We start from the raw sequence: 26253 nt of genomic DNA, 5'->3' as shown, positions 1-26253 counted from the left end.
CAGAACACGACCTATGTCCGACGAACCGCCCGAATCCGAGTCCGTCGAGATCGACGTCAGCGAGGTCGAGGGATCGATCTACCGGATCCTCTCGAGCGTCGTGATTCCCCGTCCTATCGCGTGGATCTCGACGACAGACGGCGACGGCGTCGACAACCTCGCCCCCTACAGCTTCTCGACCGTCGCCTCCGTCGACCCGCCGATCGTCCTGTTCGCACCGGTCGACGATGAGAAGGACTCGCCGACGAACGCGAGCGAGACCGGCGAGTTCGTCTTCAACCTCGTCACCGAGGACGTCGTCGAGCGGATGAACGAGACGGCCGCGACGCTCCCCGCCGACGAGAGCGAGTTCGACCGCGTCGGTCTGGATCGCGCGGAATCGACGACCGTCGAGCCGCCGCGGGTCGCCGCGGCGAAGGCCGCCTTCGAGTGTACGCTCCACGAGACCATCGACGTCGGCGGGTCGGTGCTCGTGCTCGGAGAAGTCGAGCACGTCCACCTCGATCCGGACCTGCTCGGCGAGGACGGAAAGATCGACGTCGCGAACGTCGACGCGGTCGGCCGTCTCGCCGGGAGCATGTACGCGACGACCCAGGATCGGTTCGGACTCGAGCGCCCGCCCTGATCGAACCGCTGCCCTGATCGCGTTCGCTCGAGCGCACACGTTAGGTTGCGCTCACCGAAGCGCCAATCGTCTTTTACTGCGACCGCACAGCCTTACTCGTCCGTAGTCGGCGACTCGTCCGACCCGTTTGACTCCGCCGACTCGTCCGATTCTGCCGACGACGCGTCGTCGCTCGAGTCGACGACGGTCTCGCTCGAGAGGCGGTCGTCGATCCGCTCGAGCGCGCGCAGACACACCGGCGCGTTGACGCTCTCGAGCGCACGCAGTTCGAAGGCGATTCGACACCGGTTTGACTCGAGGGCGTCGACGCGGTGTGCCGCCGCCGGGAGGCGGGCAACGTTCCACGCCCACCGTCGCTCGGCGGGGTCACAACTGGTGATCGTAAACGGGAGCCAGACTCCCGGCCGCACGCGAACCCGACCTGTCGTCCCCTCCTCGATCCGGCGGTGGCTCGCCTCGATGTCGGTCACTATCGGCGACCATTCGGGCCATCGGTGCGTGTCCACGAGAAGGTCCCAGGCGGCGTCGGGATCGGCCTCGAGAACGTGGGAGGCCTCGAGGCGGAGACCGTCCGGCGTGGCGACGGTTCGGAGTTGCGTCATACCGTCCCGTAGGACGGGGAGGAACGTTGGCTTTCCGTGATAGCGATCGTGAAAATGGATTCCGTTGTCAAATCGTGCCGCCGACCTATTCTACTCCGATGGCTGACCCAGTGTCCGCGCGCTGGGTCGGTGTTCGCTGCGTTCGGCCACTCCGTAGGAAGTCAGACGGCAGCTACCGGGGACGGTCACTCGGAGAACAACTGGTGAGTAAACGACCGATTCAGGGCGTCAGTCGCGATCGAGGACGCCCTTGATTCGCGAGACGATTTCACTGTCGTCGTCACGATCCGTATCTCGGTCGTTTTGTTCCCGTGTCACGGTCACGAGTAGGAGGGCGAGAAACTAAAAAATTTTGTCAGGTGACGTATGATCGGTCTGCCCGAATCGCCGATGCACGTACTGTTTTTTCCCCGCCCGATGTATGCGAGGCCATGGAGTACACGACACTCGGCGAGACGGGGACGGAAGTGAGCCGACTCTGTCTGGGCTGTATGAGTTTCGGCTCGAGCGACTGGCGCGAGTGGGTCTTGGAGGACGAGCAGAGCCACGAGATCATCGAGCGCGCGATCGATCTGGGGATCAACTTCTTCGATACGGCGAACATGTACTCGAACGGCGAGTCCGAACGCGTGCTCGGGGACGCGCTCGAGGGGTACGACCGGGACGCGCAGGTCGTCGCGACGAAGGTCTATCATCCCATGCGCGAGGACGATCCGAACTCCGGCGGGCTCTCGCGCAAGACCATCGAGCAGGAACTCGAGGCCTCGCTCGAGCGACTCGGAATGGACACGATCGACCTCTACCAGATCCACCGCTGGGACGACGAGACGCCGATCGAGCAGACGATGCGGACGCTCGACGACGCGGTCCGCCGCGGGCAGGTTCGCTACCTCGGCGCGTCCTCGATGTGGGCCCACCAGTTCGCCGAGGCGTTACACGCGAGCGACCGACTGGGCCTCGAGCGATTCGCGACGATGCAAAACCACTACAACCTCGTCTATCGGGAGGAGGAGCGGGAGATGCTCCCGCTGTGTGACAAGGAGAACGTTGGCGTCCTTCCGTGGTCGCCGCTCGCCCGCGGCTATCTCACGCGCCCGCACGAGGACGTCGACGCGACGACGCGCGGCGAGACAGAGGAGCATCTGTACGAACACCCCTACCGCGACGGCGGCGGGCCGACGATCAACGAACGAGTGCAGGAGTTGGCCGACGAGAAGGACGCGAGCATGGCACAGATCGCACTCGCCTGGGAACTGCACAAGGACTGGGTCGACGCACCGATCGTCGGCACGACGAGCGTCGAACATTTAGAGCAGGCCGTCGAAGCGCTCGATATCTCGCTTTCGGAGTCCGACATCGAGTGGCTCGAGGAGCCCTACGAACCAGTCGTCGTCTCCGGACACGCCTGATCCTCGCCCAGAGTAATCGATGATTTCCCGGTCGAGGGTGGTTGTAGAAATATAGTGCTCGAGCGCGTAGCAAGTCGTATGAGCACACCCCTCAAACGCTTCCTCGTCATGCTCGGCGGATCGATCGTTGCCGCTGCCGTCCTCACCGTGTTTCTCGCGCCGGAGAACATCGTGATGGCGACCTCGACGTTCCTCGTCGTCATGGTCGCGGGAACGATGCTCTCGTACGTGATCGGCTATCTGGGCACCTCCTGGGACGACACGGCTTACACCGAGTACGATACGGCGGGTGAGCCGCCCGAGGATCATACCGAAGCCGCACAGGTCGACGTCGAGGAGTTCAGGTGGATGCTTCGCGAGGGGATCGGCGTCGCGATCGCCTCCCTGTTCGGACTGCTCCTGCTCGCTGTGTTCATGCTCGAGGGGACTCGGATATCCGAGTCGGCCGGCTTTACGACCGGCGAGATCGAATCGGTGACGCTCATCGCCGTGCTTGCCGTGGCGCTCGGGGTCATCGGACTCTGGAGCTGGCGCGGCGAGACGAACTAGCGACGCGGCGGGGACGCCGAGTCGTTCCGGTCGCCCACGCAGCTAGCTCATGAACAGCCGCCTGCCGGCGCGTTCGTGGCGCATCCCCATGATCTCGGTCAGCGGGGCGAACGAGGCCATCGCGGCGATATCGTCGTCGGCGTGTCGGTCGCAGACGTCGGTGATGACCGGCAGCAGGGCCGCCAGTATCGACTGGATGTCCGTGTGACTGAACCGACCCAGCCGCTGGGTCGCGCCGAGCACGCCGGTGACGAACGAGTACGCCTGTGCGAGACAGGCCTCGCGTTTCGAAAGCCCCCGTTGGGCGGCGACGACGCCGAAGACGACGGGATAGTGACCTGGCGTTTCCCCGCTCTCGATCGCTTCGGCGTAGGCCGCCTCGAGCGGGCGGTCACTACCTGATTCGCTCGCGTCGTCCCCGCCAGCGCGACGCCGCTGTCCGTCATCGCTAACGCGACGCCCTCCATCCTCGACGAGCACCAGTTCCGAGAGCTGTCGGCCGGCTTTCGTCGAACTCTCGCGGAACTCCGCGGCCATCGTCACCGCGTGGAGTCGTTCGTCGACGGTCAGGAGCCCCTCGAGATCCTCGCTCGTCGCCGCGTCGTGTGCGTTCGCGACGGCGACGGTTTCGCAGGGGCCGACGATCCGCTCGAGGTAGCCCCGGATTATCTCCCCTAACTCGTCGGCCGTCTCGATACGGTCCTCGTTGAGGTACTGCTCGAGGCCGTACGACGACGTGTAGCCGCCGGTCGGGAGAAACGAATCCGAGAGGCGCAACGCGGTCAGGAAGGGGGCCGGCTCAGTCGCCATGCTGGTGATCGTGACCGTGATCCCCGTGGTCATGCGGGTGGTCGTGGTCTAACTCGTGCGTGTGCTCGGATTCGTGTGAGTGGCCGTGGTCACCCGTGTGCGAATGGTCGTGGGGGAGACCGCTCTCGTCATCGCCCTCGAGGTCGGTGACGAATAGTTCCGCGTCGACCGTCTCCGCTCGAACGGTCGCCCCCGGAACGATATCCTCGACGACGCGTTCGACGATGTGGCGGTCCGCCTCGAGCGGGACGTACGCGACCCCGTCGTCGATCGCGAGGTCCCAGTGTTGGTTTCCGACGCGGTGGCCGAGCTCGAGCGCCGCCTCGAGCGCTTCCGCCGTCGGTTCGGGCAGATCGACCGCCAGCGCCTCCAGCGGTTCGAACGCGACGACGATCATCTGCCCTTCCTCGTGGACTAACACGTCGCCGATCGAAAGCGCCGGCTTCTCGAGGACGACGCCCACGTCGGTTCCGGCGTCGGTCGTCGTTCGAAACCTTGAGCGCTGTCGCCGATCAGCCTCGATCACGACCCGCTCGAGAGTGCCCTCGCTCGCGTGGTGTTCTCGAGCGCGCGCGAGGGTCTCGTCGGAGTGGACGTTACCGAGGACCCCGTCGATCCGCCGCATCAGTACCTCCGGTCGGCCGGAACGCCGACATCGAAGAGCTCGCGTCTCGTTTCGTCCCACGCCGAGCGAACCGCGTTCGTCACGTCGAGCTGTCGGTCGCCGAGTACACGGACGACGACGCCAGCCTCGTGTGGGAGCGCCGAAACGCCGACGAGCGTGGAACCCGCTCGGTCGCCGCCGGGTTCGCCCTCGTCGGATTCGTCCCCATCGCGTTCGCCCCCGTCGCGTTCGCTGGCGCTCGCTGACGCGGCCCCGGTTCCGTCTTCGGCCCCATCCTCGAGCCGATCGTGAACCCGGTCGGTCAACGACTGCAGGTCCCGATCGGGTGCGAAGACGTACAGCGAGCCGACGACCGCGTACTCTCCCACGCTCGTCGGGTGACACGGGTCGCGCTCGTCGGTCCGAATGTCGACCGTATCAGCACAGACCAGCGTGCCGTCGCGTTCGGCTTCGACGCGCGCGAGGTAGTGATCGAACGCGAACGGCTCGTGGTCGCTCAACCCGTCCGGAACGAGCACGTCGCCGACGACGACCGCGGCGTCGTCCGCGAGGTCGACGCTGATCGTCTGCAGACAACGCGCGTCCTCGTTGACGATCGTCGGTCCCGGCAGGTACTCGAGGTAACTGCCCGCGCGGGCCTCGAGCGTCGCGTCCAAGTGGGCGTAGTTCGCCCGCATGCTGTGGACTTTCGTCGCGCTCTGGGTGGTGACGTGTGCGCGCGCGCCGGGTCGAGTCTCGACGGTCAGTCGGTGTCTATCGCCCTGGGCGACGCCGCCGGTCGGCTCCTGGGCGATGAGCGTCGTGAGTCCAGAAATCGGATCGGTCTCGAGCGTTCCCGTCAAGTGGTACGGAACGTGGACGCGGTCGCGAACGAGGCGCGTCTGCTCGGTTCCCGAGCGGGCGAGCGTCGCCTCGAGCAGCCCGTTCTTTCCGGGGCCGCCCGCCGGTGCCTGTGCCAGCGATTCGCCGGCGTAGGCCTCGAAGGCGCTCGGAAGTGGCTGCTTGCTCGCTCGAGGGTCTTCCTCCGCGCCAGCGCTCACGCGAACAGCACCTCGTGTTCGACGTGCTCGAGTACGTCGTCGATTCCCCTCCCGGCTTTGCAGTCGGTGAAGACGAAGGGGTCGTCTCCTCTGACGGTCTCCGTATCGCGCTCGATCACGTCGAGATCGGCGTCGACGTAGGGGGCGAGATCGGTCTTGTTGACGATCAGGAGGTCGGCCTGAGTCACGCCGGGCCCGCGCTTGCGGGGGATGTCCTCGCCCTCGGCGACGCTGATGACGAACAGGAAGTAATCCGCCAGTTCGGGGTTGAAGGTCGCGGCGAGGTTGTCGCCGCCGCTCTCGACGATCACCACGTCCAGATCGGGATGGGACTCGGTGAACTCGTCGATCGCCGCGAGGTTCATCGACGGATCTTCGCGGATGCCCGTGTGCGGGCAGGCTCCGGTCTCGACCCCGTCGACGAGGTCTTCGGGGATCATGTCCGCGAACGACTCCCTAAACACGTCTGCGTCCTCCTGAGTCATGATGTCGTTGGCGATGACCCCGACCTCGTAGTCGCGCTCGAGCAACGCCGGCACGAGGTGTCTCACGAGCGCCGTCTTTCCGGAACCGACGGGGCCGCCGATGCCGATCTTCGCGACGTCTCGGTATCCCATTATTCGACCTCCGTTCCGTCTGTGGCCTCACGATCGCTCACAGCTTCACGTTCGTCCAGTTCCTCGAGCTGTTCCCGAGAGTCCGCCCGAATCGGGTCGTGGATGGTAACGAGCTTCGTCCCGTCCGGGAAGACCGGCTCGATCTGGACCATGTCGACCATCTCGGGTACACCGTCCATCACGTCCTCACGGGTGAGTAGCTGGGTCGCCTCGGCTCGGAGCTGTGAGACGGACTTTCCGTCTCGAGCGCCTTCACAGACCCAGTCGGAGATGTATGCGACTGTTTCGGGATGGTTGAGCTTCACGCCGCGGTCCTTGCGCCGACGCGCGAGTTCGGCGGCCGTGAAGACGGTGAGTCGTTCCATCTCCTTTGGCGAGAGCATCATCGGCTGCTCACCTCGAGCGCGCTCGCCGGTCGGTTCTGCAGGACGCTTCCTGCGGCTCGATCGCTGAATCGGATTCGTCGGCTTTCGGGGGTGAGTATCGTTGTGTGTTCGGTCATGAGTTCTCTCAGAGCATGTATCGCTGTGCGAGCGGCACCTCGTCGGCCGGGTCGCAGGTGACGTGTTCGCCGTCGATTGACACCTCGAAGGTCTGGGCGTCGATGTCGATGTCGTCCGGACAGCGGTCGTTGTGGACCATGTCTTCTTTGCGAACCGAGCGGGTTCCGGTCACGGGTCGAACCGGCGTTTTCAGGTCGTAGGCGTCGGCGACGCCGTTTTCGTAAGCGGCCTCGCTCACGAACGAGACCGAAAGCGCCTGTTTAGCGCGCCCCTGTGCGCCGGCCCGTTCGCGGCCGATGATCGGCTCGCAGGTCATGAGCGAGCCGTTGGCTTCGCCCATCTGGGACCAGACGGGGAACCCGCCCTTGATCACTACCTTCGGTTTGATCCCGAAGAACGCGGGCTTCCACAGGACGATGTCGGCCAGTTTTCCGGGCTCGAGCGAGCCGACACAGTCGTCGATGCCGGCCGTGATCGCGGGGTTGATCGTGTACTTGGCGACGTATCGCTCGATGCGGGCGTTGTCAGCTCCGGTCCCCTCGTCGGCGGGGAGCGGCCCGCGCTGATTCTTCATCTTGTGGGCCGTCTGCCAGGTTCGGCTGACGACCTCGGCCATGCGGCCCATCGCTTGAGAGTCCGAGGTCATCATGCTGATCGCGCCCGTATCGTGGAGGACGTCCTCCGCGCCGAGCGTCTCGGCGCGGATCCGCGACTCGGCGAACGCGACGTCCTCGGGAACGTCGGGGTTGAGGTGGTGACAGACCATCACCATATCGAGGTGCTCGTCGAACGTGTTCTCCGTGTAGGGCATCGACGGATTCGTCGAGGACGGAAGCATGTGCTCGTGTCCGACCAGCTCGAGGACGTCCGGCGCATGACCGCCGCCCGCGCCCTCGATGTGGAACGTGTGGATCGCGCGCCCGTCGATGGCGTCGAAGGTATCCTCGACGAAGCCCGACTCGTTGAGCGTGTCCGTGTGGATACAGACCTGCACGTCCTCCTCGTCGGCGACCTCGAGACAGGTGTCGATCGCGGCAGGTGTCGATCCCCAGTCCTCGTGGAGTTTCAACCCGCAGACGCCGGCTTCGATCTGCTCGTAGAGCGCGTCGGGCCGGCTGCTGTTGCCCTTCCCGTAGAAGCCGACGTTCATCGGCCACTCCTCTGCGGCCTGGAGGAATCGCTGGACGTTCCGCGGACCGGGCGTACAGGTCGTCGCGCCGCCGCCGAAGCCGCCGCCGAACATCGTCGTGATGCCGGAGGCGAGGCCGTGTTCGATCAACTGCGGGCTGTTGAAGTGGACGTGAATATCGAGCGCGCCGGCCGTCGCGATTAGGCCGTCCGCCGGGATCGTATCGGTACTCGGTCCGATCACCATGTCGACGCCGTCCATCGTGTTGGGGTTGCCGGCCTTGCCGACGCCGACGATTTCGCCGTCGCGGACTCCGATATCGCCCTTGCAGACCCCGAGCACCGGATCGATGATGACGATGTTCGTAAAGACCCAGTCGAGAGTCCCTTCGGCCTGGGTCGTCCCCGACTGCATCCCCATCCCGTCGCGCATCGTCTTGCCGCCGCCGAAGACAGCCTCCTCGCCGGGAACGCCGTAATCGGTCTCGATTTCCGCGAAGAGGTTCGTATCACCGAGTCTGACCCGGTCGCCTTTCGTCGCGCCGAACAGATCCGTGTACTCGCGGCGGGGCAGCTCTCGAGTCATCGGTCGTCCTCCGTCGGGCGGTCGACGCCCTGATAGCCGTAGCTCGCAGCGCGCTCGAGCGCGCGTTCTCGAACGGCATCGTCGTCGAGTGGGCCGTTTACGAGCCCGCCCATCCCGTGGACGATGCGGTCGCCGCCGATGGCCACGAGGTCGACCTCGCGCTCACAGCCCGGTTCGAACCGGATCGCGGTGCCGGCCGGTACGTTCAGTCGAAAGCCGTAGGCCTCGTTCCGGTCGAACAGGAGGCCGGGATTCGACTCGAAGAAGTGAAAGTGCGACCCGACCTGTACCGGTCGATCGCCGGTGTTCTCGACGGTTACGGCCGTCGTTTCTCGCCCTTCGTTTATCACGACCGGCTCGTCGGCCGGCTCGAGTTCCCCGGGGACGAACTCACTCATTTCCGATCAGTGCCGACCGAATAGTTTGAAAACGTTTGGTCATCACGGGGGAGAATACACAAACGATCGGTGTAAAGGAGTCCGAGTCCAACAATATTTGCCCAGAAGGCTTACGGATGGCTATTCGATACTGTATATTGCGTTGTTCATTCGATACTAATTCATTTAGGACCTACCAAGATCGTTCATTCTACCATTTGCCGACGAATATATCGTTGTTTTAAACGGGTCCAGAGTGACGATCGTCTGTCTCCCCACTATTGTTGCCGTAGAAACGGGGCGCTTCTGACGGATCACTCGAACGAGAGCGTTAATACCACATGTTACAACTTTTCGACGGAAGATTTGGTATATGGAACCCCGGAATCCGTCCCCCGACCGTCGAACCAAAATTACAAAAACTAAACAGTGCACGTCTACTCGCTGTAGATCGGGTTTTACCGGGATACGAGACCGAATCCGCGTAGCCGACTTCACGCCGCTCGAGTTCGGTGTCCTGTGTGAGAGAAGCCGCTATGCCACCGAATATGACCCGACGACAGCTGTGACCGATTGTTTCCGTCTCCGTATTCGCTCGTCGTCCGCCTGCTCGCAGGTCTCATGGTAGACGCGCGTTCAGGTATACCCGAATATAGCTACGTTCGTGAATAATATTATCCTATTCCAACTGATTATTTCCATTTATCCGTTCCAACACATTTTAGCATACATTGTACTTTCTCGAGACAAGTCTTTTATATTGCTACAATATTCGGGGAGACATCGAAATGTTTGGACGAATGAAAACCGAGTACGCGAAACTGGTGCTAGATCCCTCAGAAATGTTTGAGCCGGATGGGGTGCAATAATCGGATGTGCTTACGGTTATCCCGAGACGACGCTCAGACCGTCGGTGATCGACGGTGAGAGATCCCAGCATCTCTCGACGAAAAATCCTCGCCGGCGGTGCAGCCTCAGGGCTCGCTGGACTCGCCGGCTGTGTTACTGAAGCGGGCGTGCTCGGCATCCAATCCGGCTCCGATGGGCCGACGCTTGCCATTCTCGAGGATCGGTCCCAGGACTTCGCCTTGACGGGAACGCCGAAGTACCGGACGTCGATGCTCGCAATCGAGGAGATCAACCGTGACGGCGGGATTCTGGGCGAGGAGGTCGACGTCTTCGCCCCCGATCCCCAGTCGGACAACATGCTGTATCAGGATCTGACTCGCCACGCGATCTATCGGGAAGACGTCGACGCGATCTGGGCGGGGTACTCGAGCGCGACGCGGGAGGCGATCCGTCCGATCATCAACGAACACGAACTCCTGTACTTCTATACGACCCAGTACGAGGGCGGCGTGTGCGATAAAACCGTCTTTCCTATGGGCGCGACGGCGCGCCAGCAACTCGGCGCGGTCGTCCCGTACATGATCGAGGAGTACGGCGACGAGATCTACACGATCGCCGCCGACTACAACTTCGGACAGCTGTCGGGCGACTGGGTGCAGATCATCGCCGAGGAACACGGTGCGGAAGTCGTCGACGAGGAGTACATCCCGCTCAGCGAGTCCCAGTTCGGGTCGACGATCAATCGGATCCAGTCGGCCGATCCCGATTTCGTGATGTCGATGCTCGTCGGGCAGACCCACTCCGCGTTCTACGAACAGCGACTGGCGAGCGGCCTGACGGACATTCCGATCGGCACGTCGACGAATATGGCACAGGAGTACGAGCACCTGCGGATAGACCCGCCTGCCCTCGAAGACGTCTACGCCGGCGTCAACTACATGGAGGAACTCCCGACCGACCGAAACGAGGCGTTCGTCGAGCGCTACTACGAGCGCTGGGACGACGCGGAATACATCAATCAGGAGGCTCAGAACAACTACTTCTCGATCTACCTCTACAAGGAGGCGGTCGAGCGCGCTGGCACCTTCGATACCGACGCGGTCATCGCGGAACTCGAGGGCGGCATCGAGGTCGAAGCGCCGGAGGGCGACGTTACGCTCGACCCGGAGACACACCACATAGAACACAACATGCGCGTTGCACATTCAGACGAAACCCACGAGATAACGTTCGAGGACGCGGGCACGATCGGGCCCGCGTTCTTAGAGAAGGTCGGGTGCGACCTGACCAGCGAGGCCGAACAGACCCAGTACGAGCCCGGCGCGTACTACGAGGGGATCTAAATGACCGGAATCGGTCTCCTGAACTTCGGGTTCGAATTCCTCGAGATCTTCGCGTTCATCGTGCTCGCGACGGTCGGGCTCGCGGTGATCTTCGGCATGATGGGGATCATCAATCTCGCCCACGGCGAGTTCATTCTCGTGGGAGCCTACGCGACGACGTACTCGTTCGCCGCTGGTCTCCCCCTTCCGCTCGCGATGCTTACCGGCGTGGTCCTGACGGCGATTTTCGGACTCGTCCTCGAGCGACTCGTCATCCGTCACCTGTACGGGCGATTGCTCGATTCGATGGTCGTCACCTGGGGGGTCAGCCTCGTGATGGTCCAGCTCGTGCGGATCGTGTTCGGAAACTCCGCTCCCGGGATCGGGATTCCCTTCGGCGAGCTTCCGGTCGTAGACGGCCCGGCCTACTACCTCGTCCTCGGTGTGCTCGCCGTCGGCACCCTCGGTGGGCTCTACGCGCTGTTCATGTGGACGGATTTCGGCGTCCGCGCACGCGCGACGATGCAAGACGCGGAGACCGCACGCAGCATGGGTATCGACACTGACAGGATGTACATGTCGACGTTCGCCATCGGCTCCGCGCTCGCGGGCTTTACCGGAGCCCTCTACGCGCCGGTGATGACGATCACGCCCCAGTACGGGACCGGATTCCTCGTCGAGGCGTTCGTCGCCGTCGTCGTCGGCGGGTCGTCGGTCATCGTCGGGACGTTGCTGGCAAGTGGCTTCCTCGGATCGGTCAACGCGGTGTTCACGAACATTACCGAGAGCACGTTCATTGGACTGGTCGCGATGTTGCTCGCCGCGATCGTCGCGATTCGCCTGATGCCCGACGGGATCACCGGCTTCCTCGAGACGGTTCGCCAACGGTGGGGTGAGAACCGATGAGCCAAGGCACGAGCGACGGGCTTCACGCCAGAGTCGCTGGTCTTCTCGGTGGGCCGAACATGATGGGGAACTCGCCCGCGTTCTGGGCCGGACTGGCGGTCGCCGTGGCGCTTCTCGCCGCGTTGCCGGTCCTCTTTGGCTACTACGCCGCGGAGATCGGTTCGGTCTTTCTCGCGTACGCGTTGCTCGCCATGAGCCTCGCGTTCATCTGGGGGTACTGTGGCATCCTGAGCTTCGGTCAGGTCGCGTTCTTCGGTATCGGCGGCTACGCCTTCGGGATCGTCGCGATCAACGTCTCGACGGTGGGCGGTCTGACGCTCGGACTGCTCACGGCGCTGGTCGTTTCGACGCTCTTCGCCGCGATGCTCGGCTACTTCATGTTCTACGGCGGTGTCCGCGACGTCTACGTCACGATCCTCACGCTCGTCGTCGCGCTCGTCTTGCACACCTTCATGGGCCAGACCGCGGGCGGCGAGTGGTCGATCGGCGACGCTCGTCTCGGCGGATTCAACGGGATGAACAGCGTGCCAGATCTCGGAATCGGGGTCGGATCGATCGGCTACGAGTTCGGCATCGCCGCTCACTACTACGTGACCCTCGGCGCGGTCGTGGCGACCTACCTCGGCCTTCGGGTGTTGCTCAACAGCCGATTCGGATACGCGATCGTCGCGACCCGCGAAGACGAAACGCGGACTGAGATGTTCGGCTACGACACGACGTTCATCAAGTTCGCCGTCTTCACGATCGGCGGCGCTATCGCCGGGTTGAGCGGCGTGTTGTTCACGACCCAGAACAACTACATCGACCCCAGCGTTTTCGGAATCACCGCGGCCGCGCTCCCCGTGGTCTGGGCGAGCGTCGGCGGTCGCACGTCCCTGCTCGGAACCGTGGGTGCCGCTCTCGCGATCCAGTTTCTGGACTACCGACTCGCCATCTCCGGGAGCGAGTGGGCGCTGGTGGTGATCGGATCGCTGCTGGTCTTCGTCGTGCTCGTGATCCCTGAAGGGGTGGCACCGCGCCTTCACGATCTCGTCGCCGGCCGTCGATCGACGTCGACGCCGACGGAGTCGCCGGGGAGCGATGGAGCCGCGAACGCCGAGGAGGTGAGCGACTGATGGGCGTCAGCGATCCAACCGTCAAAACGACGCCCGCGGTCGACGAAACCGGCGAGGGGTCCTCGCGCATTCTCCAGACGAGAGGCCTGACCAAACACTTCGGCGGGCTCACCGCGACCGACGAGGTCGACTTCGCGCTCGAGGAGGGGGAACTGCGCTGTCTCATTGGGCCTAACGGGGCCGGAAAGAGCACGTTCCTCAATCTGCTTACGGGCCAGCTCGAGGCCTCTGCGGGGTCGATATACTACGACGGCCGCGAGATCACTGGAACGTCGCCCCACGAGCGCGTCGATCGGGGAATCACCATGAAGTTCCAGGTTCCCAGCATCTACGACGAGTTCACCGTGGCCCAGAACCTTCGCATTCCGCTCCAGCAGGTCGTCGACGGCGACGAGTACGGGTCGCGGACGCGTGAAATCTTGGAGCGGTTCGATCTGCTCGCCGAGCGCGAAACGACCGCGTCGGACCTCTCACACGGCCAACAACAGCGATTGGAGATCGGGATGGCGATGGCAATGGAGCCGAAGCTCATGCTGCTCGACGAACCGGTCGCCGGCCTCTCGGTCGAGGAAACCGCCGACGTCGCCGAATTGCTCGAGGAAATCGTAGCTGACGACGGCGTCGCCCTGATCGTGATCGAACATGACATCGACTTCGTCGAATCCATCGCGGATCGGGTGACCGTCCTCGATCAGGGCTCGATTTTCCGCGAGGGCTCGATCGAGGAGATCAGGGCCGATCCGGAAGTCAAACGAATTTATCTAGGGGACGATCACTAATGCTCGAACTCACCGACCTGCGCGCATCGTACGGACGAACGCCGATCCTTCGGGACGTCGACGTGACCGTCGACGACGGAGAAATCGTCGGCATCATGGGCAAGAACGGCGTCGGCAAGACGACACTGGTCAAAGCCGTCATGGGGCTTCTCGAAGCCGACGACGGGACGATCGCCTTCGACGGGGAAGACGTGACGGACGAGCCCGCAGACGTTCGCGCTCGTCGCGGAATCGGCTATATTCCGCAGGGACGGGACGTCTTTCCAGAACTAACAGTCGAGGAGAACCTCAGGATGGGCGAGACGATAAACGAGTCGAGTACCGACTTCCAGTACGAGACGGTCTACGACTACTTCCCCATCCTCGAGGAACGGGCCGATCAAGAGGCGGGCACGATGAGCGGCGGCCAACAGCAGATGCTCGCGATCGGTCGTGCGCTGGTCGGCAATCCCGACCTCCTGTTGCTCGACGAACCCTCCGAAGGGGTCCAACCATCGATCGTGCAGGATCTCACGAGGGACCTCACGCAGGTCAACGAGGAACTCGGGACGACGATCCTCTTCGTCGAGCAGAACCTCCACGTCGTCCAGAACCTCGCCGAACGGTGTTACGCCATCGACAAGGGAACGATCGTCGACGAACTCGGCCCGGAGCGACTCGAGTCTCGAGACGCCGTGACCGAGTATCTCGCGGTCTGAACGGACTGGAAACGCTCCCGGTCCGTTCGACGAAAACCGAGTTGCTGCGCTACAGATCCCAGTCCTCTCGAGCGTAGGCCATCTCCCAGAATCGATGCTCGAGTCGGGCGCAGGTCAGGAACGCCTCCTCCATCGCCTCGTGCTCGCCAGGGTACCGTTGCCCACAGCGGTCGACGAATTCTCGCATCCAGTCGACCGCTTCGCGGAAGTCGTCGCTCGTGTACTTCTCGATGAACGGCGTGTACCGGTGCTCGCCGTCGGCGAGTTCGGCCATGTGCTCTGCGATGTCGAGATACCCCTGTCCGCAGGGATAGATCGCGGCCGCGATTTCGGCCAGCGACCCCTCGTGTGCCGTTCGGACGAGGTAGTTCGTGTACGCGATGCAGGTCGGCGACTTCTGTACCGACTCGAGTTCCGATCGATCGATGCCGTAGTCGGCGGCGAACTCCCGGTGCAGATCCATCTCGTAGTCGAGGACGGTGTGTGCGACTCCGAGCAGGTGCGTCATGGTCTCTTCGTCCCGCGCTTTCGTCCCGGCGATGGCGAATACGCGCGCGTAATCAAGCAGATAGCGGTAATCCTGTCGAACCCAGGTGAGAAACGCTTCCTCCTCGAGTTCGCCCGTCGCGAGTTCGCGGACGAAGGGGTGGTCTTTCTGTGCCTCCCAGATGTGGTCGCCGGCTTCGAGTAGCTGATCACTGAACGCCATTATCCGAACGAAAGATCGTCCAGCACAATATAGGTGGCTACTACAATCGGGTTATATTCTGGTGCGAACCACAGACGAATCGTCGACGCCGCTCGTCAGCCGGTTCAGGACAGTCGAGCCGTCAGATCCGCCTCGGTGATGATCCCGATCGTTTCCCCCGCTTCGGTTATCATGACCGCCTTGTAGTGCTCGAGGAGGTTGCTGATCTCGTCGAGCGTGGCGTCTTTCGAAACCGTCGGGAAGCTCTCGCTCATGTGGTTGTCAATCGACTCGTCTCGAGACTCCGAATCGAGGTGGACCAGATCGCTCTGACTGATCGAGCCGACCGGAATCCCGTCCTGAATCACGGCGAGTTGCGAGTAGGCTTCGGACTCCATCTTGCGGGCGGCCTCGCTGATCGGTTCGTCGGGCGAGACGCTGACGACCGCCTCGTTCATGAGGTCCTCGGCTCGGATGACGTCGCTTTCTGCCTCCTCGAGTGCCGTCACTATTCGACGCAGCGTCGAGAGTCGCGGATCGACGTCGCCGCCCTCGATCCGGGCGATCAACGGCTGGGAGACGCTCGCCTTCTCGGCGAGTTCGCTCTGGGTCAGCCCGAGTTCGGTGCGGCGCTGTCGGAGGTCCGCGGGCGTCGGTAACTCCATGGTTTTGAATAACCACGGGTTATAGAAAGTCTTTGGGTCGTGTCGACTTTGGGCGGTAGTTACTCGTCCTCGTCGGCCTCGGTCTCGAAGACTTCGACGACCGAGAGGGGGACGTCTCGAAGCGCGCCGCCGACCTCGCTCTTTGCGATCCGCGAGGCGTGTTCCTCCCCGTCCGCGTTGAAGACGTCCATCTCGAGGGCAAGGCCGACGAGCGCGGTATCGGCCGCGATAAACGCGGAGTCGAAGGGTTCGCCGCAGGCGGGACAGCCAGTCGCGCCGACTTCGACCTCGACGTACTCCATATTCTCCTGGTTGAGTCGCTTCCCTGCTTCGCTTACCGCGACGCCAATTGCGTCGTCGACCTGGTCGACGTCTCGAACGAGCCACGCGGCCTCCATCGCGACGAGATAGTTGCTCATACACGTTCAACGTGGTGGGGGGTTTCTTCTCTTGCGATTCGTCCCGCGCCCTGTCGGCGAGCGCGCACGAGAGCCAGATGATGGGCATAACTTATGAGAATCGCCCGGATCGATTCCAGTCATCATCGGCGTAGTTCGTCAACGAATCCGCCTTCAGTTGCTCCCCGTGCAAGTTAACTTGGATCGCAGTACGGCGTCGAGGCTGGCTCTCGAGACGATCGTGAGAGTGCGGCGAGAGACACGAAGAGTTATATACTCCCTCGAACTGAGCGACGATGAACGCTGATGAAATCCCGCGCACACAACGCGCTGCTGTTCGCAATGTACCAACTGTGTATCGTCGTCGGTATCGCGGCGATGCCGCTTGCAATCGTTGCTAACCAGATCGGTCTCTCCCTCCCAGTACACCGGGTGATCGCCAACGTCGGCGAGGCCTACGAAAACGCCCAAAAGTGAACTCGACAGCACCCACGACACCCGGACCCCGCTGAACCGAATTCTCGACATCGTCGAACCGACGGACGAAACTTTCTCCGTCTCGGTCGACCTTCTCGAGACTGTCCAGAAGACTCGCACTCGCTCGAGTAGCTCCTCACCCGCCCGAGTGACTCTGTGTCCACTCGGGGTGACTCTACACTCACCCGATCCGACTCTACACCTACTCGAGCTGAGAGTACTGACTCCGGCCCCGACAGAGAAGCGGAAACCAGAGCGGTGACCGCCGGTGTTTTATATCGTCCCGGTCGTTAGATACCGATAATGCGAACACCAACCCACGACTCGGACTTCTCTCGAACGGTCGACCAGTTGGCGGACGACCCGGACCCATACGGCCCGGAACTCGGCGCGATGCCACAGAACGATATCTCGAGCGCCGACCTCGACAACGTCAACAAGACCGGGACGACGACCATCGGGATCACGACGGCCGACGGCGTCGTCATCGCGACTGACATGCGCGCGAGCCTCGGCGGCCGATTCGTCTCGAACAAGAACGTCCAGAAGGTCGAACAGATCCACCCGACCGCGGCGCTGACGATGGTCGGCAGCGTCGGCGGCGCACAGTCGTTCATCTCGAGTCTCCGCGCGGAAGTCAACCTCTTCGAGACCCGCCGCGACGAGAGCATGAGCATCAACGCGCTCGCGACGCTCGCGGGGAACTTCGCTCGAGGCGGGCCGTTCTTCGCGATCCACCCGATTCTGGGCGGCGTCGACGAGGAGGGAAGCCACGTCTACAGCATCGACCCGGCGGGCGGCGTCATGGAAGATGACTACACCGTCACCGGCAGCGGAATGCAACTGGCCTACGGCCATCTCGAGCAGACCTACGAGGAAGGGCTCTCGAACGACGAGGCGACGACCATCGCCGCGCAGGGTATCAAGTCCGCGGCCGAGCGCGACACGGGCTCGGGCAACGGTGTCTTCCTCTGTGAGATCACCGAGGACGGCGTCGACATTCAGGGCCACAACGACTTCGAAGAAGTCATATAGGCCGTCTCGGGTCGAATCGGGTCCTTTTCGCTAGGTTTGATGTGTAGAGTACCGTCTGTCGGCCGGTCTGTTCGGTATTCGGCCGAGTCTGTCGGTACGTACAGAGTGTATAGATAGCATCAGCTCAGACGTGTGACCTTCTGAAAAATCGAGAGCGTTGTCTGTCGCTGTGAACGACAGGTGTGTCTCGGTGTTACTGTCGGACGACGTTCGCCGCACGAGGCCCCTTGGGCGAGGACTCGATGTCGAACTCGACCTCCGTCCCTTCCGTGAGGTCCTCGCCGCCGACATCCTCCATGTGGAAGAAAACGTCTTCGTCGTCGTCGAGGTCGCCGTCATCAGTCGAAATGAAACCGTAGCCGCCAGTGTCGTTGAAGAAATCAACCTTACCGTTTGCCATTACGAACAAACAGAGAGGCGGGTGAGGGATAACCCTTCCGAGGGTCACGGTACCACGACCCTTCACACTCATTCGAGCGTGTCGTGACCGCTCGAGAGTACGGTTCGATGGTGCAGAACGCATATTGTGTTAGGAATCTAACTCCAAGATGATGGTCTCGAACCGGACGTTCGTTTCGCTCGGAGTCGTCGTCCTGGTACTCGTCACTGGAATCGGGGTCGTCACGTCGTTCCATCCCCTGTCAGACGAGCCAGAAGAACAGGCACACATCGAGTCCTACCCGGTCGGTCCCGAGAAACCGACACCCATTGACTCCTCGAGTGTTGGGACCTATACTTCGACGTACGAGGAGCGACTCTTCTACAACGACCTCCTCGCGAGCCACGACCACAGTTTCGAATCCGACGAACGGGTGATAGCCGACTGCACCTCCCTCTCGGTTTCGAACGCCAGTACAGGCGCGTTTGACGTCCAACTCGAGTGTCGAGGCGGCGTTACCGACTCCGCGGAGCTGTCCGCGTCCGAGGAGTCCACGTACGAAGTCGACTACCGGGTGACGAATACGACGACGCGACAGACGGCGTTCCAAGACTATCCCTTCGAAACGGATCGAGCGTTCAACAACGACCGGGAGAACGAGTAGCGGGAGTTGGGGCCTTTGCCCCTTTGTTCGGACCCTCAAGCACTATTCCGGAATTAGGCGAGCCGACCAGCCACGCGGAGAGCAGGTGTGCTCCGTCGGGCCGCGGCTCGTGACCAGCGCCACGGGCGTGTTACACCGCGGGCAGGCTGGTAGTGCCACGACTCGCGGTCGATCACGTGCTCCTATATCGCGGGCCGTCCTACAGGCGGGTATGAGAGCCGTTCGATACCACGAACACGGCGACGCGGACGTACTGGAACTCGAGGAAATCCCAACGCCCGAACCCGACGAAGACGAAGTGCTGGTCGAGGTCGGCGCGGCGGGGATCAATCCCGTCGACACCTACTTTCGCGAGGGGTCCTACGCGCCCGCGGAACTGCCGTGGATCCCCGGATCGGATTTCGCCGGGACCGTCGAAGCCGTCGGCGACGAGGTAACCGCGTTCGAGCCGGGCGACCGGGTGTTCGGCACCGGACTCGGGAAGGACATCCCGGGAACCTGTGCGGAGTACGCCGCGTCGCCGACCGATCGGATCGCGACGCTGCCCGACGGTGTATCGCTCGAGACCGGCGCGGCCCTCGGCGTTCCCGCGGTGACCGCTTGGCGGTCGCTGATCGATCACGCCGAACTCGAGCCAGCGGAGCGGTGTCTCGTCCACGGCGGCAGCGGCGGGGTGGGTCACGCTGCAGTGCAGATCGCGGCCGCAACCGGGGCCGAGGTGACGACGACGGCCGCGCCGGAGTACCACGAGAAACTCGAGTCCCTCGGGGCCGATGTCGTACTGGACTACGCGCGCGAGGATCTCGAGGACGCGGTGATCACCGCGGGCGCTCCCGACGTGATCCTCGATCACCGACTCGACGACTACCTCCAGTTCGACGCGAACGTCGCGACGCAGGGGACTCGAGTCGTCGGCATCGGTAACACGGTTCCCGAGGCCGGCTTCTCGAACGTCCCCGCGGCGCGCTCGAAGGAACTGCGGATCCACCTGATCAGCATGTTCAACACGTCGGATCTCGCCGCGGTGCTCCGCCGCGTCGCCACGTTGCTCTCGAGCGGCGAGCTCTCGCCGGAGATCGACCGAACGTACGACCTGTCGGAGGTTCCAGAGGCACACGAGGCCGTACTCTCCGAGAGCTTCTTCGGGAAACTGGTCGTCACGCCGTAGCTCCCGTCGAACGCATCTCTCGTGTTGGGACTGCTCGCTCGGGATCTGGCTCTCGAGCGAGTCGTCGTCGCTCGAGATCCGGGTGGGAACTTTTGCACCTGCGGGTGGCAGGAGTGTGCATGTCTGTCACGTACGATTTCTCGGAGACGGTCGCGGTGGTCACCGGCGCGAGCGGCGCGCTCGGCAGCGCCGCGGTCGAACGGTTTCGAGACGCGGGCGCGACCGTCTGCGCCGTCGACGTCGTCGAACCGGACGCGGACGACAGCCTCCTCGAGCCGGACGACGCCGTCCAGTTCTACGAGGTGGATCTGACTGACGAGGACGAGGTCGCCGAGCTGTTCGAGGATATCGTCGACGACCACGGGCGGGTCGATCACCTGCTCAACATCGCCGGCACGTGGATGGGCGGCCAGCACGTAGCGGAGACGGATCTCGAGGAGTTCGACGCACTGATGAACATCAACCTGAAAACGGCGTTTCTGGCGTCGAAACACGCCCTTCCGCACCTACAGGACAGCGAGGGATCGATCGTCAGCGTGAGCGCGCGCTCGAGTCTCGAGGGCGGCGAGGGCGACGGCCCCTACCGGATCACAAAAGCCGGCCTCCGAATCCTCACCGAGACGCTGGCCGAGGAGAATCGTGGCGTTGTCCGGGCGAACTGCGTCATGCCGAGCGTGATCGACACGCCGATGAACCGCGAGATGATGCCCGATTCGGATCACGACTCGTGGGTCGACCCGCTCGAGATCGCGGACGTGATGGCGTTTCTCTGTAGCGACGGTGCGTCGGTCACGAGCGGCGCTGCTGTCCCGGTCTACGGCGAGGCCTGAGGCGTGAAAACGTTCCAGTGGTCAGCCGAGGAATCCGCCGAGAACACCGCTGATTTCGGTGTATGCTTCTATTCCGTTTAGCGTGAGGACGACGACCAATACGATGATGACCGGAATCCGAAGGACCCAGATCCAGGTGATCCCCCACGCGCCGAGGTCTTTGACTCCCTTTCCGAGTTCCTCGAGTCCCATGTCGGTTTTGACCCAGCCGACGTAGACCGAGAGCAACAGCGCACCGAGGACGAGCAGGACGTAGTTCGCGAGTTGGTCGTAGACCGTGAGCCACGACAGGCTCCCGTCGTACGCCACGGGAACGCCGACGAGGAAGATAGCGGTTCCGACGATGGCGGTCGCGGGGCCGCGATCGACGCCGTGTTCGTCGATCAGGTACGAGGTGACGACCTCGTACCTGATCGACGCCGTGTTCGTCGATCAGGTACGAGGTGACGACCTCGAGGATGCTGATCGCGCTCGAGAGCGCTGCGATGGCGACCGTGGCGAAGAAGACCGCGCCGAGGACGCCACCGAGCGGGAGGTTAGCGAACGCCTGTGAGAGCGAGATGAAGATGAAACCAGCACCGGCACCGACTTCTGTGATCTCAGAAACGCCAACGCCGCCAGAGAAGAGGATCGGGAACGCGACCAATCCGATGGTAAACGCGATCGCCGTATCCAGCGCGACGATGATGAGGCCGTCCTTGGCGAGGTTGCGATCCTCTCCGAGATAAGACGCGTACGTGATCATTACGCCCATCCCCAGTGAGAGCGTGAAGAAGGCCTGACCGGCGGCTGCAGGAAGGATGTCCGTCAAGTTCGTCGCGATGGTACCGAGATCGGGCGAGAGATAGTACGCGTACGCGTCCCCAGCGCCGGGAAGCGTAAACGCGTAAACTGCGAGACCGACCGTCAACACGATGATCGCGGGGACCATCAATTTGACGGCGAGTTCGATACCCTGCCGGATACCGAGCCCGACGACGGCGATGACGGCGGCCATGAAAATCGCGTGTGTGAGAACCGATACCGCGCCACCCGTGGTGGCTCCGAACTGCGCTGCGCCGTCTGTAGCGAAGTTACCCTGCAATCCGTACGCCGTGTACTGCAGGACCCACCCGGCGACGACGCTGTAGTACGACAGAATGACGAATCCGGCGGTGACGAACACCCATCCGATCCGTTTGGCCGGTCCCTGTCCGATCTGTTTGAGTGCGCCGACCGGATTTCGGTCGGTGTATCGACCGACTGTAAACTCGACCATCAACACTGGGAACCCGACCAGCGCGATCAACGCGAGGTAGACGACGAGGAACGCCGCGCCCCCGAATTCGCCGACCTGGTAGGGGAAGCGCCAGACGTTCCCTAGTCCGACGGCGCTTCCCACCGCCGCTAGTATGAACCCTGTTCTCGTTGCCCATGTTTCTCGTTCTACCATGCACGGGATATCAAACCCAGCACCACAAATAACTTACTAGACATGATGTATTGGTGCAATGTCAACTCGAGGGATTTTGCCTGAAAAATGGACGGAAATCTTTTTCCCAGTGGTTACACGACTGTCTGCTATGACTCGGAGCAGGTGGTCGCCGTGACGATGGAGGACCGTATCGCGGAGTTGGAGGAGTTTCGAACGGAGGCGTTGAAAGGCGGCGGCGAGGATCGAATCGAAAGACAACACGAGAAAGGAAAGATGACCGCGCGCGAGCGGATCGATTACTTCCTCGACGAGGATACCTTCACCGAGTTCGATCAGCTCCGAACCCACCAGACGAGCGAGTTCGGGATGGAGGAGAAGAAGATCCCCGGCGACGGCGTCGTCACCGGCTACGGCGAGGTCGACGGGCGGACGGTGTTCGTCTTCGCCCACGACTTCACCGTCTTTGGCGGCTCGCTCGGCGAGGTGTTCGCCGAGAAGATCTGCAAGGTGATGGACATGGCGATGGAAGTCGGCGCGCCCATCGTCGGCCTCAACGATTCGGCCGGCGCGCGCATTCAGGAGGGGGTCAAGAGCCTCGCTGGCTTCACCGAAATCTTCCGCCGGAATCAGGAAGCCAGCGGCGTCGTCCCACAGATCTCGGGCATCATGGGACCGTGTGCGGGTGGTGCGGTGTACTCCCCGTCGATCACGGACTTCATCTTCATGGTCAAGGACACGAGTCACATGTACATCACCGGCCCCGGCGTCACCAAGACCGTCACCGGTGAAGACGTGACCCACGAAGAACTCGGGGGCGCGGTCACCCACGCCAACAAAACCGGCGTCGCCGAGTTCGCCTGCGAAAGCGAAGAGCAGGCTCTAGATAAGATCAAGCGACTGCTCTCGTATCTCCCGCAGAACAATGTCGAGGATCCCCCCCGGGTCGAGCCCTGGGACGACCCGGACCGGCGGGACGACGCGCTCGAGGACATCGTCCCCTCGAGCCCGCAGAAACCCTACGACATGACCAACGTGATCGATTCGGTGGTCGACGAGGGTTCGTTCTTCGAGATCGCGGACAACTTCTCGCAGAACATCGTCGTCGGCTTCGGCCGCCTCGACGGCCGATCCGTCGGCATCGTCGCGAACCAGCCGCGGGTCAACGCGGGGACGCTCACCGTCGACGCGTCGATGAAGGGCTCGCGGTTCGTCCGCTTCTGTGATTCATTTAACATTCCAATCGTCACCTTCGTCGACGTGCCCGGCTACATGCCCGGAACCGATCAGGAACATCGCGGGATCATCCGCCACGGTGCGAAGTTGCTCTACGCGTACTCCGAAGCGACCGTGCCGCTGCTGACGGTTATCACGCGCAAAGCTTACGGCGGAGCCTACTGCGTGATGGCCTCGAAGAACCTCGGCGCAGACGTCAACTACGCCTGGCCGACCGCGGAAATCGCGGTGATGGGACCGCAGGGCGCGGTCAACATCCTCTATCGCGAGGAACTCGAGGAGGCGGAGAACCCGGACGAACTCCGGGACGAACTCATCGAGGAGTACCGCGAGGAGTTCGCGAACCCCTACACGGCGACGGACAAGGGCTTCCTCGACGACGTCATCCTCCCGACCGAAACCCGCCCGCGCCTGATCGCCGACCTCGAGATGCTCGAGACCAAACGCGAGGACAAGCCGGACAAGAAACACGGCAACATCCCACTCTGAGATGGCGTCCCAACAACAGGCTCGCGTCGAGGAGACGCCAGAGGCGGAGCGGACCGGGGAGCGAACCGTTGAGATCAGTATCCCGGACAACGCCGACGAGGCGGAAGCGGCAGCGATCGCCGCGGCCATCGGCGCCCACGTCCGCGATCAGGAACTGGCCGCCGCGGCAGCGGCCGCCGAGGACGAGGAGACCTGGGACGACAGGCGGTGGGCGTTCGCGGGCCGCGTCAGCGCCCAGCAACAGCGGACCGCTCGAGTGCCTCGAACGGCACCGACGAATCCCTGGAGCGCGGCGGGACGAACTGACAGGTTCTGATCGAGGGAGCACTGTTTCGGCGAACGGCCGGCGGATCAGTTGCGAAAAAGTAAGGTAGGGCGCTTACGACTTTTCTTGTAGAATGTTCAGGAAGGTTCTCGTCGCGAACCGCGGTGAGATCGCGGTTCGAGTCATGCGCGCGTGCGAGGAGCTCAACGTCGGAACCGTCGCCGTGTACTCCGAGGCCGACAAGGACTCGGGACACGTCAGATACGCCGACGAGGCGTACAACATCGGCCCTGCGCGCGCGGCCGATTCGTATCTGGACCACGAGGCGGTGATCGAGGCCGCGCTGAAAGCCGACGCCGACGCGATCCACCCCGGCTACGGCTTCCTCGCGGAGAACGCCGAATTCGCCGCCAGAGTCGAGGCCGAAGACGGACTCACCTGGATCGGCCCCTCGAGCGACGCGATGGAAACGCTAGGCGAGAAGACGAAGGCCCGCACCGTCATGAACGAGGCGGACGTGCCGATCGTGCCGGGGACCACGGAGCCGGTTACCGACCCCGAGGAGGTCAAAGCCTTCGGGGACGAACACGGTTACCCGATCGCAATCAAGGCGGAAGGCGGCGGCGGCGGCCGCGGGATGAAAGTCGTCTGGGAGGAGGACGAAGTCGAGGAGCAACTCGAGAGCGCCCAGCGCGAGGGCGAAGCGTACTTCGACAACGATTCGGTCTACCTCGAGCGCTACCTCGAGAACCCGCGACACATCGAGGTCCAGATCGTCGCGGACCACCACGGCAACGTTCGCCACCTGGGCGAACGGGACTGCTCGCTCCAGCGCCGTCACCAGAAGGTCATCGAGGAGGGACCCTCCGCGGCGCTCTCGGACGAACTCCGCGAGCAGATCGGCGACGCTGCCCGCCGCGGCGTCGCGGCCGCGGACTACACGAACGCCGGCACCGTCGAGTTCCTCGTCGAGGAGGACCAGAGTCGCGACGGCGTGCTCGGCCCGGAGACGAACTTCTACTTCCTCGAGGTGAACACGCGGATTCAGGTCGAACACTGCGTCACCGAGCAGATCACGGGAATCGACATCGTCAAACGCCAGATTCGGGTCGCCGACGGGGAGGAACTCGACTTCGAGCAGTCCGACGTCGAGATCGACGGCCACGCAATCGAGTTTCGGATCAACGCCGAGAACGCAGCCGAGGACTTCCAGCCGGCGTCGGGCGGGTCGCTTTCCACCTACGATCCGCCGGGCGGCGTCGGCGTCCGCCTCGACGACGCGCTCCGTCAGGGCGACGAACTCGTCACCGACTACGACTCGATGATCGCGAAGCTGATCGTCTGGGGCGAGGACCGAGACGAGTGTATAGAGCGGTCGCTGCGAGCGCTTCGGGAGTACGACATCGAGGGGATCCCGACGATCATTCCGTTCCACCGCCTCATGTTGACCGACGAGGCGTTCGTCCAGAGTCGACACACGACGAAGTACCTCGACGAGGAGATGGACCCGGACCGAATCGAGGAGGCCCAGCGACAGTGGGGCGGCGACGAGTCGACGGCCGATGGTGAGGACGAGGAGGTCGTCGAACGGGAGTTCACCGTCGAAGTCAACGGCAAGCGGTTCGAGGTCGAACTCGAGGAACGCGGCGCGCCGCCGATTCCGACCGGCGGCGAGGCGAACCCTTCGGGGCCGAATCGCCCGGCGGCAGCGGGGCCGGATTCCAGCGACGACGACGTGGAACTCGCGGGTGAGGGCGAACTCGTCGACGCCGAGATGCAGGGGACGATCCTCTCGGTCGAGGTCGAAGAGGGTGACGAGGTCGCAGCAGGCGACGTGCTGGTCGTGCTCGAGGCCATGAAGATGGAAAACGACATCGTCGCCTCCAGCGGCGGAACCGTCACCCAGATCGCCGTCGAGGAAGACGACAGCGTCGACATGGGCGACAGTCTGGTCGTCCTCGAGTAGTCGGCGCTCGAGCCGATCCGTTTCCGAAGCCGTTTTTGGCGA

At 63.1% G+C, this 26253-nt stretch carries 28 protein-coding genes and 1 pseudogene; 16 read left to right on the top strand and 13 right to left on the bottom strand.

The features are described 5' to 3' along the window. Positions 1-13 precede the first annotated feature (13 nt). Positions 14-625, top strand: coding sequence for a flavin reductase family protein (locus BM348_RS12820; protein ID WP_092905184.1), 612 nt, complete (start codon positions 14-16; stop codon positions 623-625). Between the two features lie 92 nt (positions 626-717). On the opposite strand, the gene BM348_RS12815 is transcribed toward BM348_RS12820, so the two are convergent. Continuing rightward, on the bottom strand, positions 718-1227 hold the full coding sequence (locus BM348_RS12815; protein ID WP_092905183.1) for an SRPBCC family protein: 510 nt from the start codon (positions 1225-1227) through the stop codon (positions 718-720). A 431-nt stretch (positions 1228-1658) separates the two neighbouring features. On the opposite strand from BM348_RS12815, the gene BM348_RS12810 reads away from it, so the two are divergent. Together BM348_RS12810 and BM348_RS12805 are read left to right on the top strand one after the other, a co-directional pair. Beyond that, complete coding sequence (locus BM348_RS12810; RefSeq protein ID WP_092905182.1) at positions 1659-2636, top strand: aldo/keto reductase; 978 nt, start codon at positions 1659-1661, stop codon at positions 2634-2636. Positions 2637-2714: 78 nt separating this feature from the next. Then, entirely contained in the window at positions 2715-3185 is a 471-nt protein-coding gene (locus BM348_RS12805) for a hypothetical protein (RefSeq protein WP_245779447.1), read from the top strand. 42 nt (positions 3186-3227) lie between these two features. Here the strand turns inward: BM348_RS12805 and BM348_RS12800 are convergent, their stop codons facing one another. The 7 genes from BM348_RS12800 to BM348_RS12770 all read right to left on the bottom strand — a co-directional run bounded on the left by BM348_RS12800 (position 3228) and on the right by BM348_RS12770 (position 8892). Continuing rightward, positions 3228-3995 (bottom strand): urease accessory protein UreF, encoded by a 768-nt coding sequence (locus tag BM348_RS12800; RefSeq protein WP_092905587.1) that lies wholly within the window; start codon positions 3993-3995, stop codon positions 3228-3230. After that, positions 3985-4620, bottom strand: a complete 636-nt coding sequence (ureE, locus tag BM348_RS12795) for an urease accessory protein UreE (protein ID WP_092905181.1) — start codon at positions 4618-4620, stop codon at positions 3985-3987. The genes BM348_RS12800 and ureE overlap by 11 nt, the downstream gene beginning before the upstream one ends. Continuing rightward, a complete protein-coding gene (locus BM348_RS12790; protein WP_092905180.1) occupies positions 4620-5660 on the bottom strand; it encodes an urease accessory protein UreD in 1041 nt (346 codons plus the stop codon). Before BM348_RS12790 ends, ureE begins: the two co-directional genes overlap by 1 nt. Further along, a complete protein-coding gene (gene ureG / locus BM348_RS12785; protein ID WP_092905179.1) occupies positions 5657-6277 on the bottom strand; it encodes an urease accessory protein UreG in 621 nt (206 codons plus the stop codon). Before ureG ends, BM348_RS12790 begins: the two co-directional genes overlap by 4 nt. After that, positions 6277-6663 carry an urease subunit gamma gene (locus BM348_RS12780; protein ID WP_092905178.1) on the bottom strand — a complete coding sequence of 129 codons (387 nt, stop codon included), beginning with the start codon at positions 6661-6663 and terminating at the stop codon, positions 6277-6279. Before BM348_RS12780 ends, ureG begins: the two co-directional genes overlap by 1 nt. Positions 6664-6787: 124 nt before the next feature. Continuing rightward, entirely contained in the window at positions 6788-8494 is a 1707-nt protein-coding gene (ureC, locus tag BM348_RS12775; protein WP_092905177.1) for an urease subunit alpha, read from the bottom strand. Then, positions 8491-8892 carry an urease subunit beta gene (locus BM348_RS12770; protein WP_092905176.1) on the bottom strand — a complete coding sequence of 134 codons (402 nt, stop codon included), beginning with the start codon at positions 8890-8892 and terminating at the stop codon, positions 8491-8493. The genes ureC and BM348_RS12770 overlap by 4 nt, the downstream gene beginning before the upstream one ends. 902 nt (positions 8893-9794) lie before the next feature. Here BM348_RS12770 and BM348_RS12765 point away from each other — a divergent pair. From BM348_RS12765 to BM348_RS12745, 5 genes are read left to right on the top strand one after another with little or no spacing between them, the layout of a single operon-like run. After that, a complete protein-coding gene (locus BM348_RS12765; protein WP_092905175.1) occupies positions 9795-11063 on the top strand; it encodes an urea ABC transporter substrate-binding protein in 1269 nt (422 codons plus the stop codon). Next, on the top strand, positions 11064-11948 hold the full coding sequence (urtB, locus tag BM348_RS12760; protein ID WP_092905174.1) for an urea ABC transporter, permease protein UrtB: 885 nt from the start codon (positions 11064-11066) through the stop codon (positions 11946-11948). It begins immediately after the preceding gene. Continuing rightward, the gene (locus tag BM348_RS12755) at positions 11945-13063 is read left to right on the top strand and encodes an ABC transporter permease subunit (protein ID WP_092905173.1); all 1119 of its coding nucleotides are present in this window, start codon (positions 11945-11947) and stop codon (positions 13061-13063) included. Before urtB ends, BM348_RS12755 begins: the two co-directional genes overlap by 4 nt. After that, positions 13063-13842, top strand: a complete 780-nt coding sequence (locus BM348_RS12750; RefSeq protein ID WP_092905172.1) for an ABC transporter ATP-binding protein — start codon at positions 13063-13065, stop codon at positions 13840-13842. Before BM348_RS12755 ends, BM348_RS12750 begins: the two co-directional genes overlap by 1 nt. Beyond that, a complete protein-coding gene (locus BM348_RS12745; protein ID WP_092905171.1) occupies positions 13842-14540 on the top strand; it encodes an ABC transporter ATP-binding protein in 699 nt (232 codons plus the stop codon). The genes BM348_RS12750 and BM348_RS12745 overlap by 1 nt, the downstream gene beginning before the upstream one ends. A gap of 49 nt (positions 14541-14589) precedes the next feature. Here the strand turns inward: BM348_RS12745 and tenA are convergent, their stop codons facing one another. The 3 genes from tenA to BM348_RS12730 form a co-directional block, all read right to left on the bottom strand. Then, positions 14590-15249: a thiaminase II gene (gene tenA, locus BM348_RS12740; RefSeq protein ID WP_092905170.1), complete on the bottom strand. Its 660-nt coding sequence runs from the start codon at positions 15247-15249 to the stop codon at positions 14590-14592. A gap of 104 nt (positions 15250-15353) precedes the next feature. Further along, positions 15354-15893, bottom strand: a complete 540-nt coding sequence (locus BM348_RS12735) for a CBS domain-containing protein (protein ID WP_092905169.1) — start codon at positions 15891-15893, stop codon at positions 15354-15356. 59 nt (positions 15894-15952) lie between these two features. Continuing rightward, complete coding sequence (locus tag BM348_RS12730) at positions 15953-16312, bottom strand: DUF555 domain-containing protein (protein WP_092905168.1); 360 nt, start codon at positions 16310-16312, stop codon at positions 15953-15955. Between the two features lie 285 nt (positions 16313-16597). Here BM348_RS12730 and BM348_RS21380 point away from each other — a divergent pair, with 285 nt between their 5' ends. Together BM348_RS21380 and psmB are read left to right on the top strand one after the other, a co-directional pair. Next, complete coding sequence (locus tag BM348_RS21380; RefSeq protein ID WP_175507178.1) at positions 16598-16768, top strand: hypothetical protein; 171 nt, start codon at positions 16598-16600, stop codon at positions 16766-16768. Positions 16769-17071: 303 nt separating this feature from the next. Then, complete coding sequence (psmB, locus tag BM348_RS12725; protein WP_092905167.1) at positions 17072-17803, top strand: archaeal proteasome endopeptidase complex subunit beta; 732 nt, start codon at positions 17072-17074, stop codon at positions 17801-17803. 193 nt (positions 17804-17996) lie between these two features. Here the strand turns inward: psmB and BM348_RS12720 are convergent, their stop codons facing one another. Further along, a complete protein-coding gene (locus BM348_RS12720; protein WP_008418277.1) occupies positions 17997-18203 on the bottom strand; it encodes a cold-shock protein in 207 nt (68 codons plus the stop codon). A 148-nt stretch (positions 18204-18351) separates the two neighbouring features. Here BM348_RS12720 and BM348_RS12715 point away from each other — a divergent pair, with 148 nt between their 5' ends. From BM348_RS12715 to BM348_RS12705, 3 genes are all read left to right on the top strand, one after another. Beyond that, positions 18352-18846, top strand: coding sequence for a hypothetical protein (locus BM348_RS12715; RefSeq protein ID WP_245779446.1), 495 nt, complete (start codon positions 18352-18354; stop codon positions 18844-18846). Positions 18847-19057: 211 nt separating this feature from the next. After that, positions 19058-20014, top strand: a complete 957-nt coding sequence (locus BM348_RS12710) for an NADPH:quinone reductase (protein WP_092905165.1) — start codon at positions 19058-19060, stop codon at positions 20012-20014. A gap of 119 nt (positions 20015-20133) precedes the next feature. Continuing rightward, positions 20134-20844, top strand: a complete 711-nt coding sequence (locus BM348_RS12705) for an SDR family oxidoreductase (RefSeq protein WP_092905164.1) — start codon at positions 20134-20136, stop codon at positions 20842-20844. A gap of 21 nt (positions 20845-20865) precedes the next feature. Here BM348_RS12705 and BM348_RS12700 read toward each other — a convergent pair. Continuing rightward, positions 20866-22276: pseudogene (locus BM348_RS12700) on the bottom strand (sodium-dependent transporter). Between the two features lie 159 nt (positions 22277-22435). Between BM348_RS12700 and BM348_RS12695 the strand changes: the two are divergent. From BM348_RS12695 to BM348_RS12685, 3 genes are all read left to right on the top strand, one after another. Then, the gene (locus BM348_RS12695; protein ID WP_092905584.1) at positions 22436-23980 is read left to right on the top strand and encodes an acyl-CoA carboxylase subunit beta; all 1545 of its coding nucleotides are present in this window, start codon (positions 22436-22438) and stop codon (positions 23978-23980) included. Between the two features lies 1 nt (position 23981). After that, positions 23982-24296: a hypothetical protein gene (locus BM348_RS12690; protein ID WP_245779445.1), complete on the top strand. Its 315-nt coding sequence runs from the start codon at positions 23982-23984 to the stop codon at positions 24294-24296. Between the two features lie 82 nt (positions 24297-24378). Then, positions 24379-26211 (top strand): acetyl-CoA carboxylase biotin carboxylase subunit, encoded by a 1833-nt coding sequence (locus BM348_RS12685; RefSeq protein WP_092905163.1) that lies wholly within the window; start codon positions 24379-24381, stop codon positions 26209-26211. The last annotated feature ends 42 nt before the right edge of the window (positions 26212-26253 follow it).

This window comes from Halostagnicola kamekurae (genome assembly GCF_900116205.1).
Taxonomy (GTDB): domain Archaea; phylum Halobacteriota; class Halobacteria; order Halobacteriales; family Natrialbaceae; genus Halostagnicola; species Halostagnicola kamekurae.
This window is presented reverse-complemented; position numbering and strand designations above follow the sequence as displayed.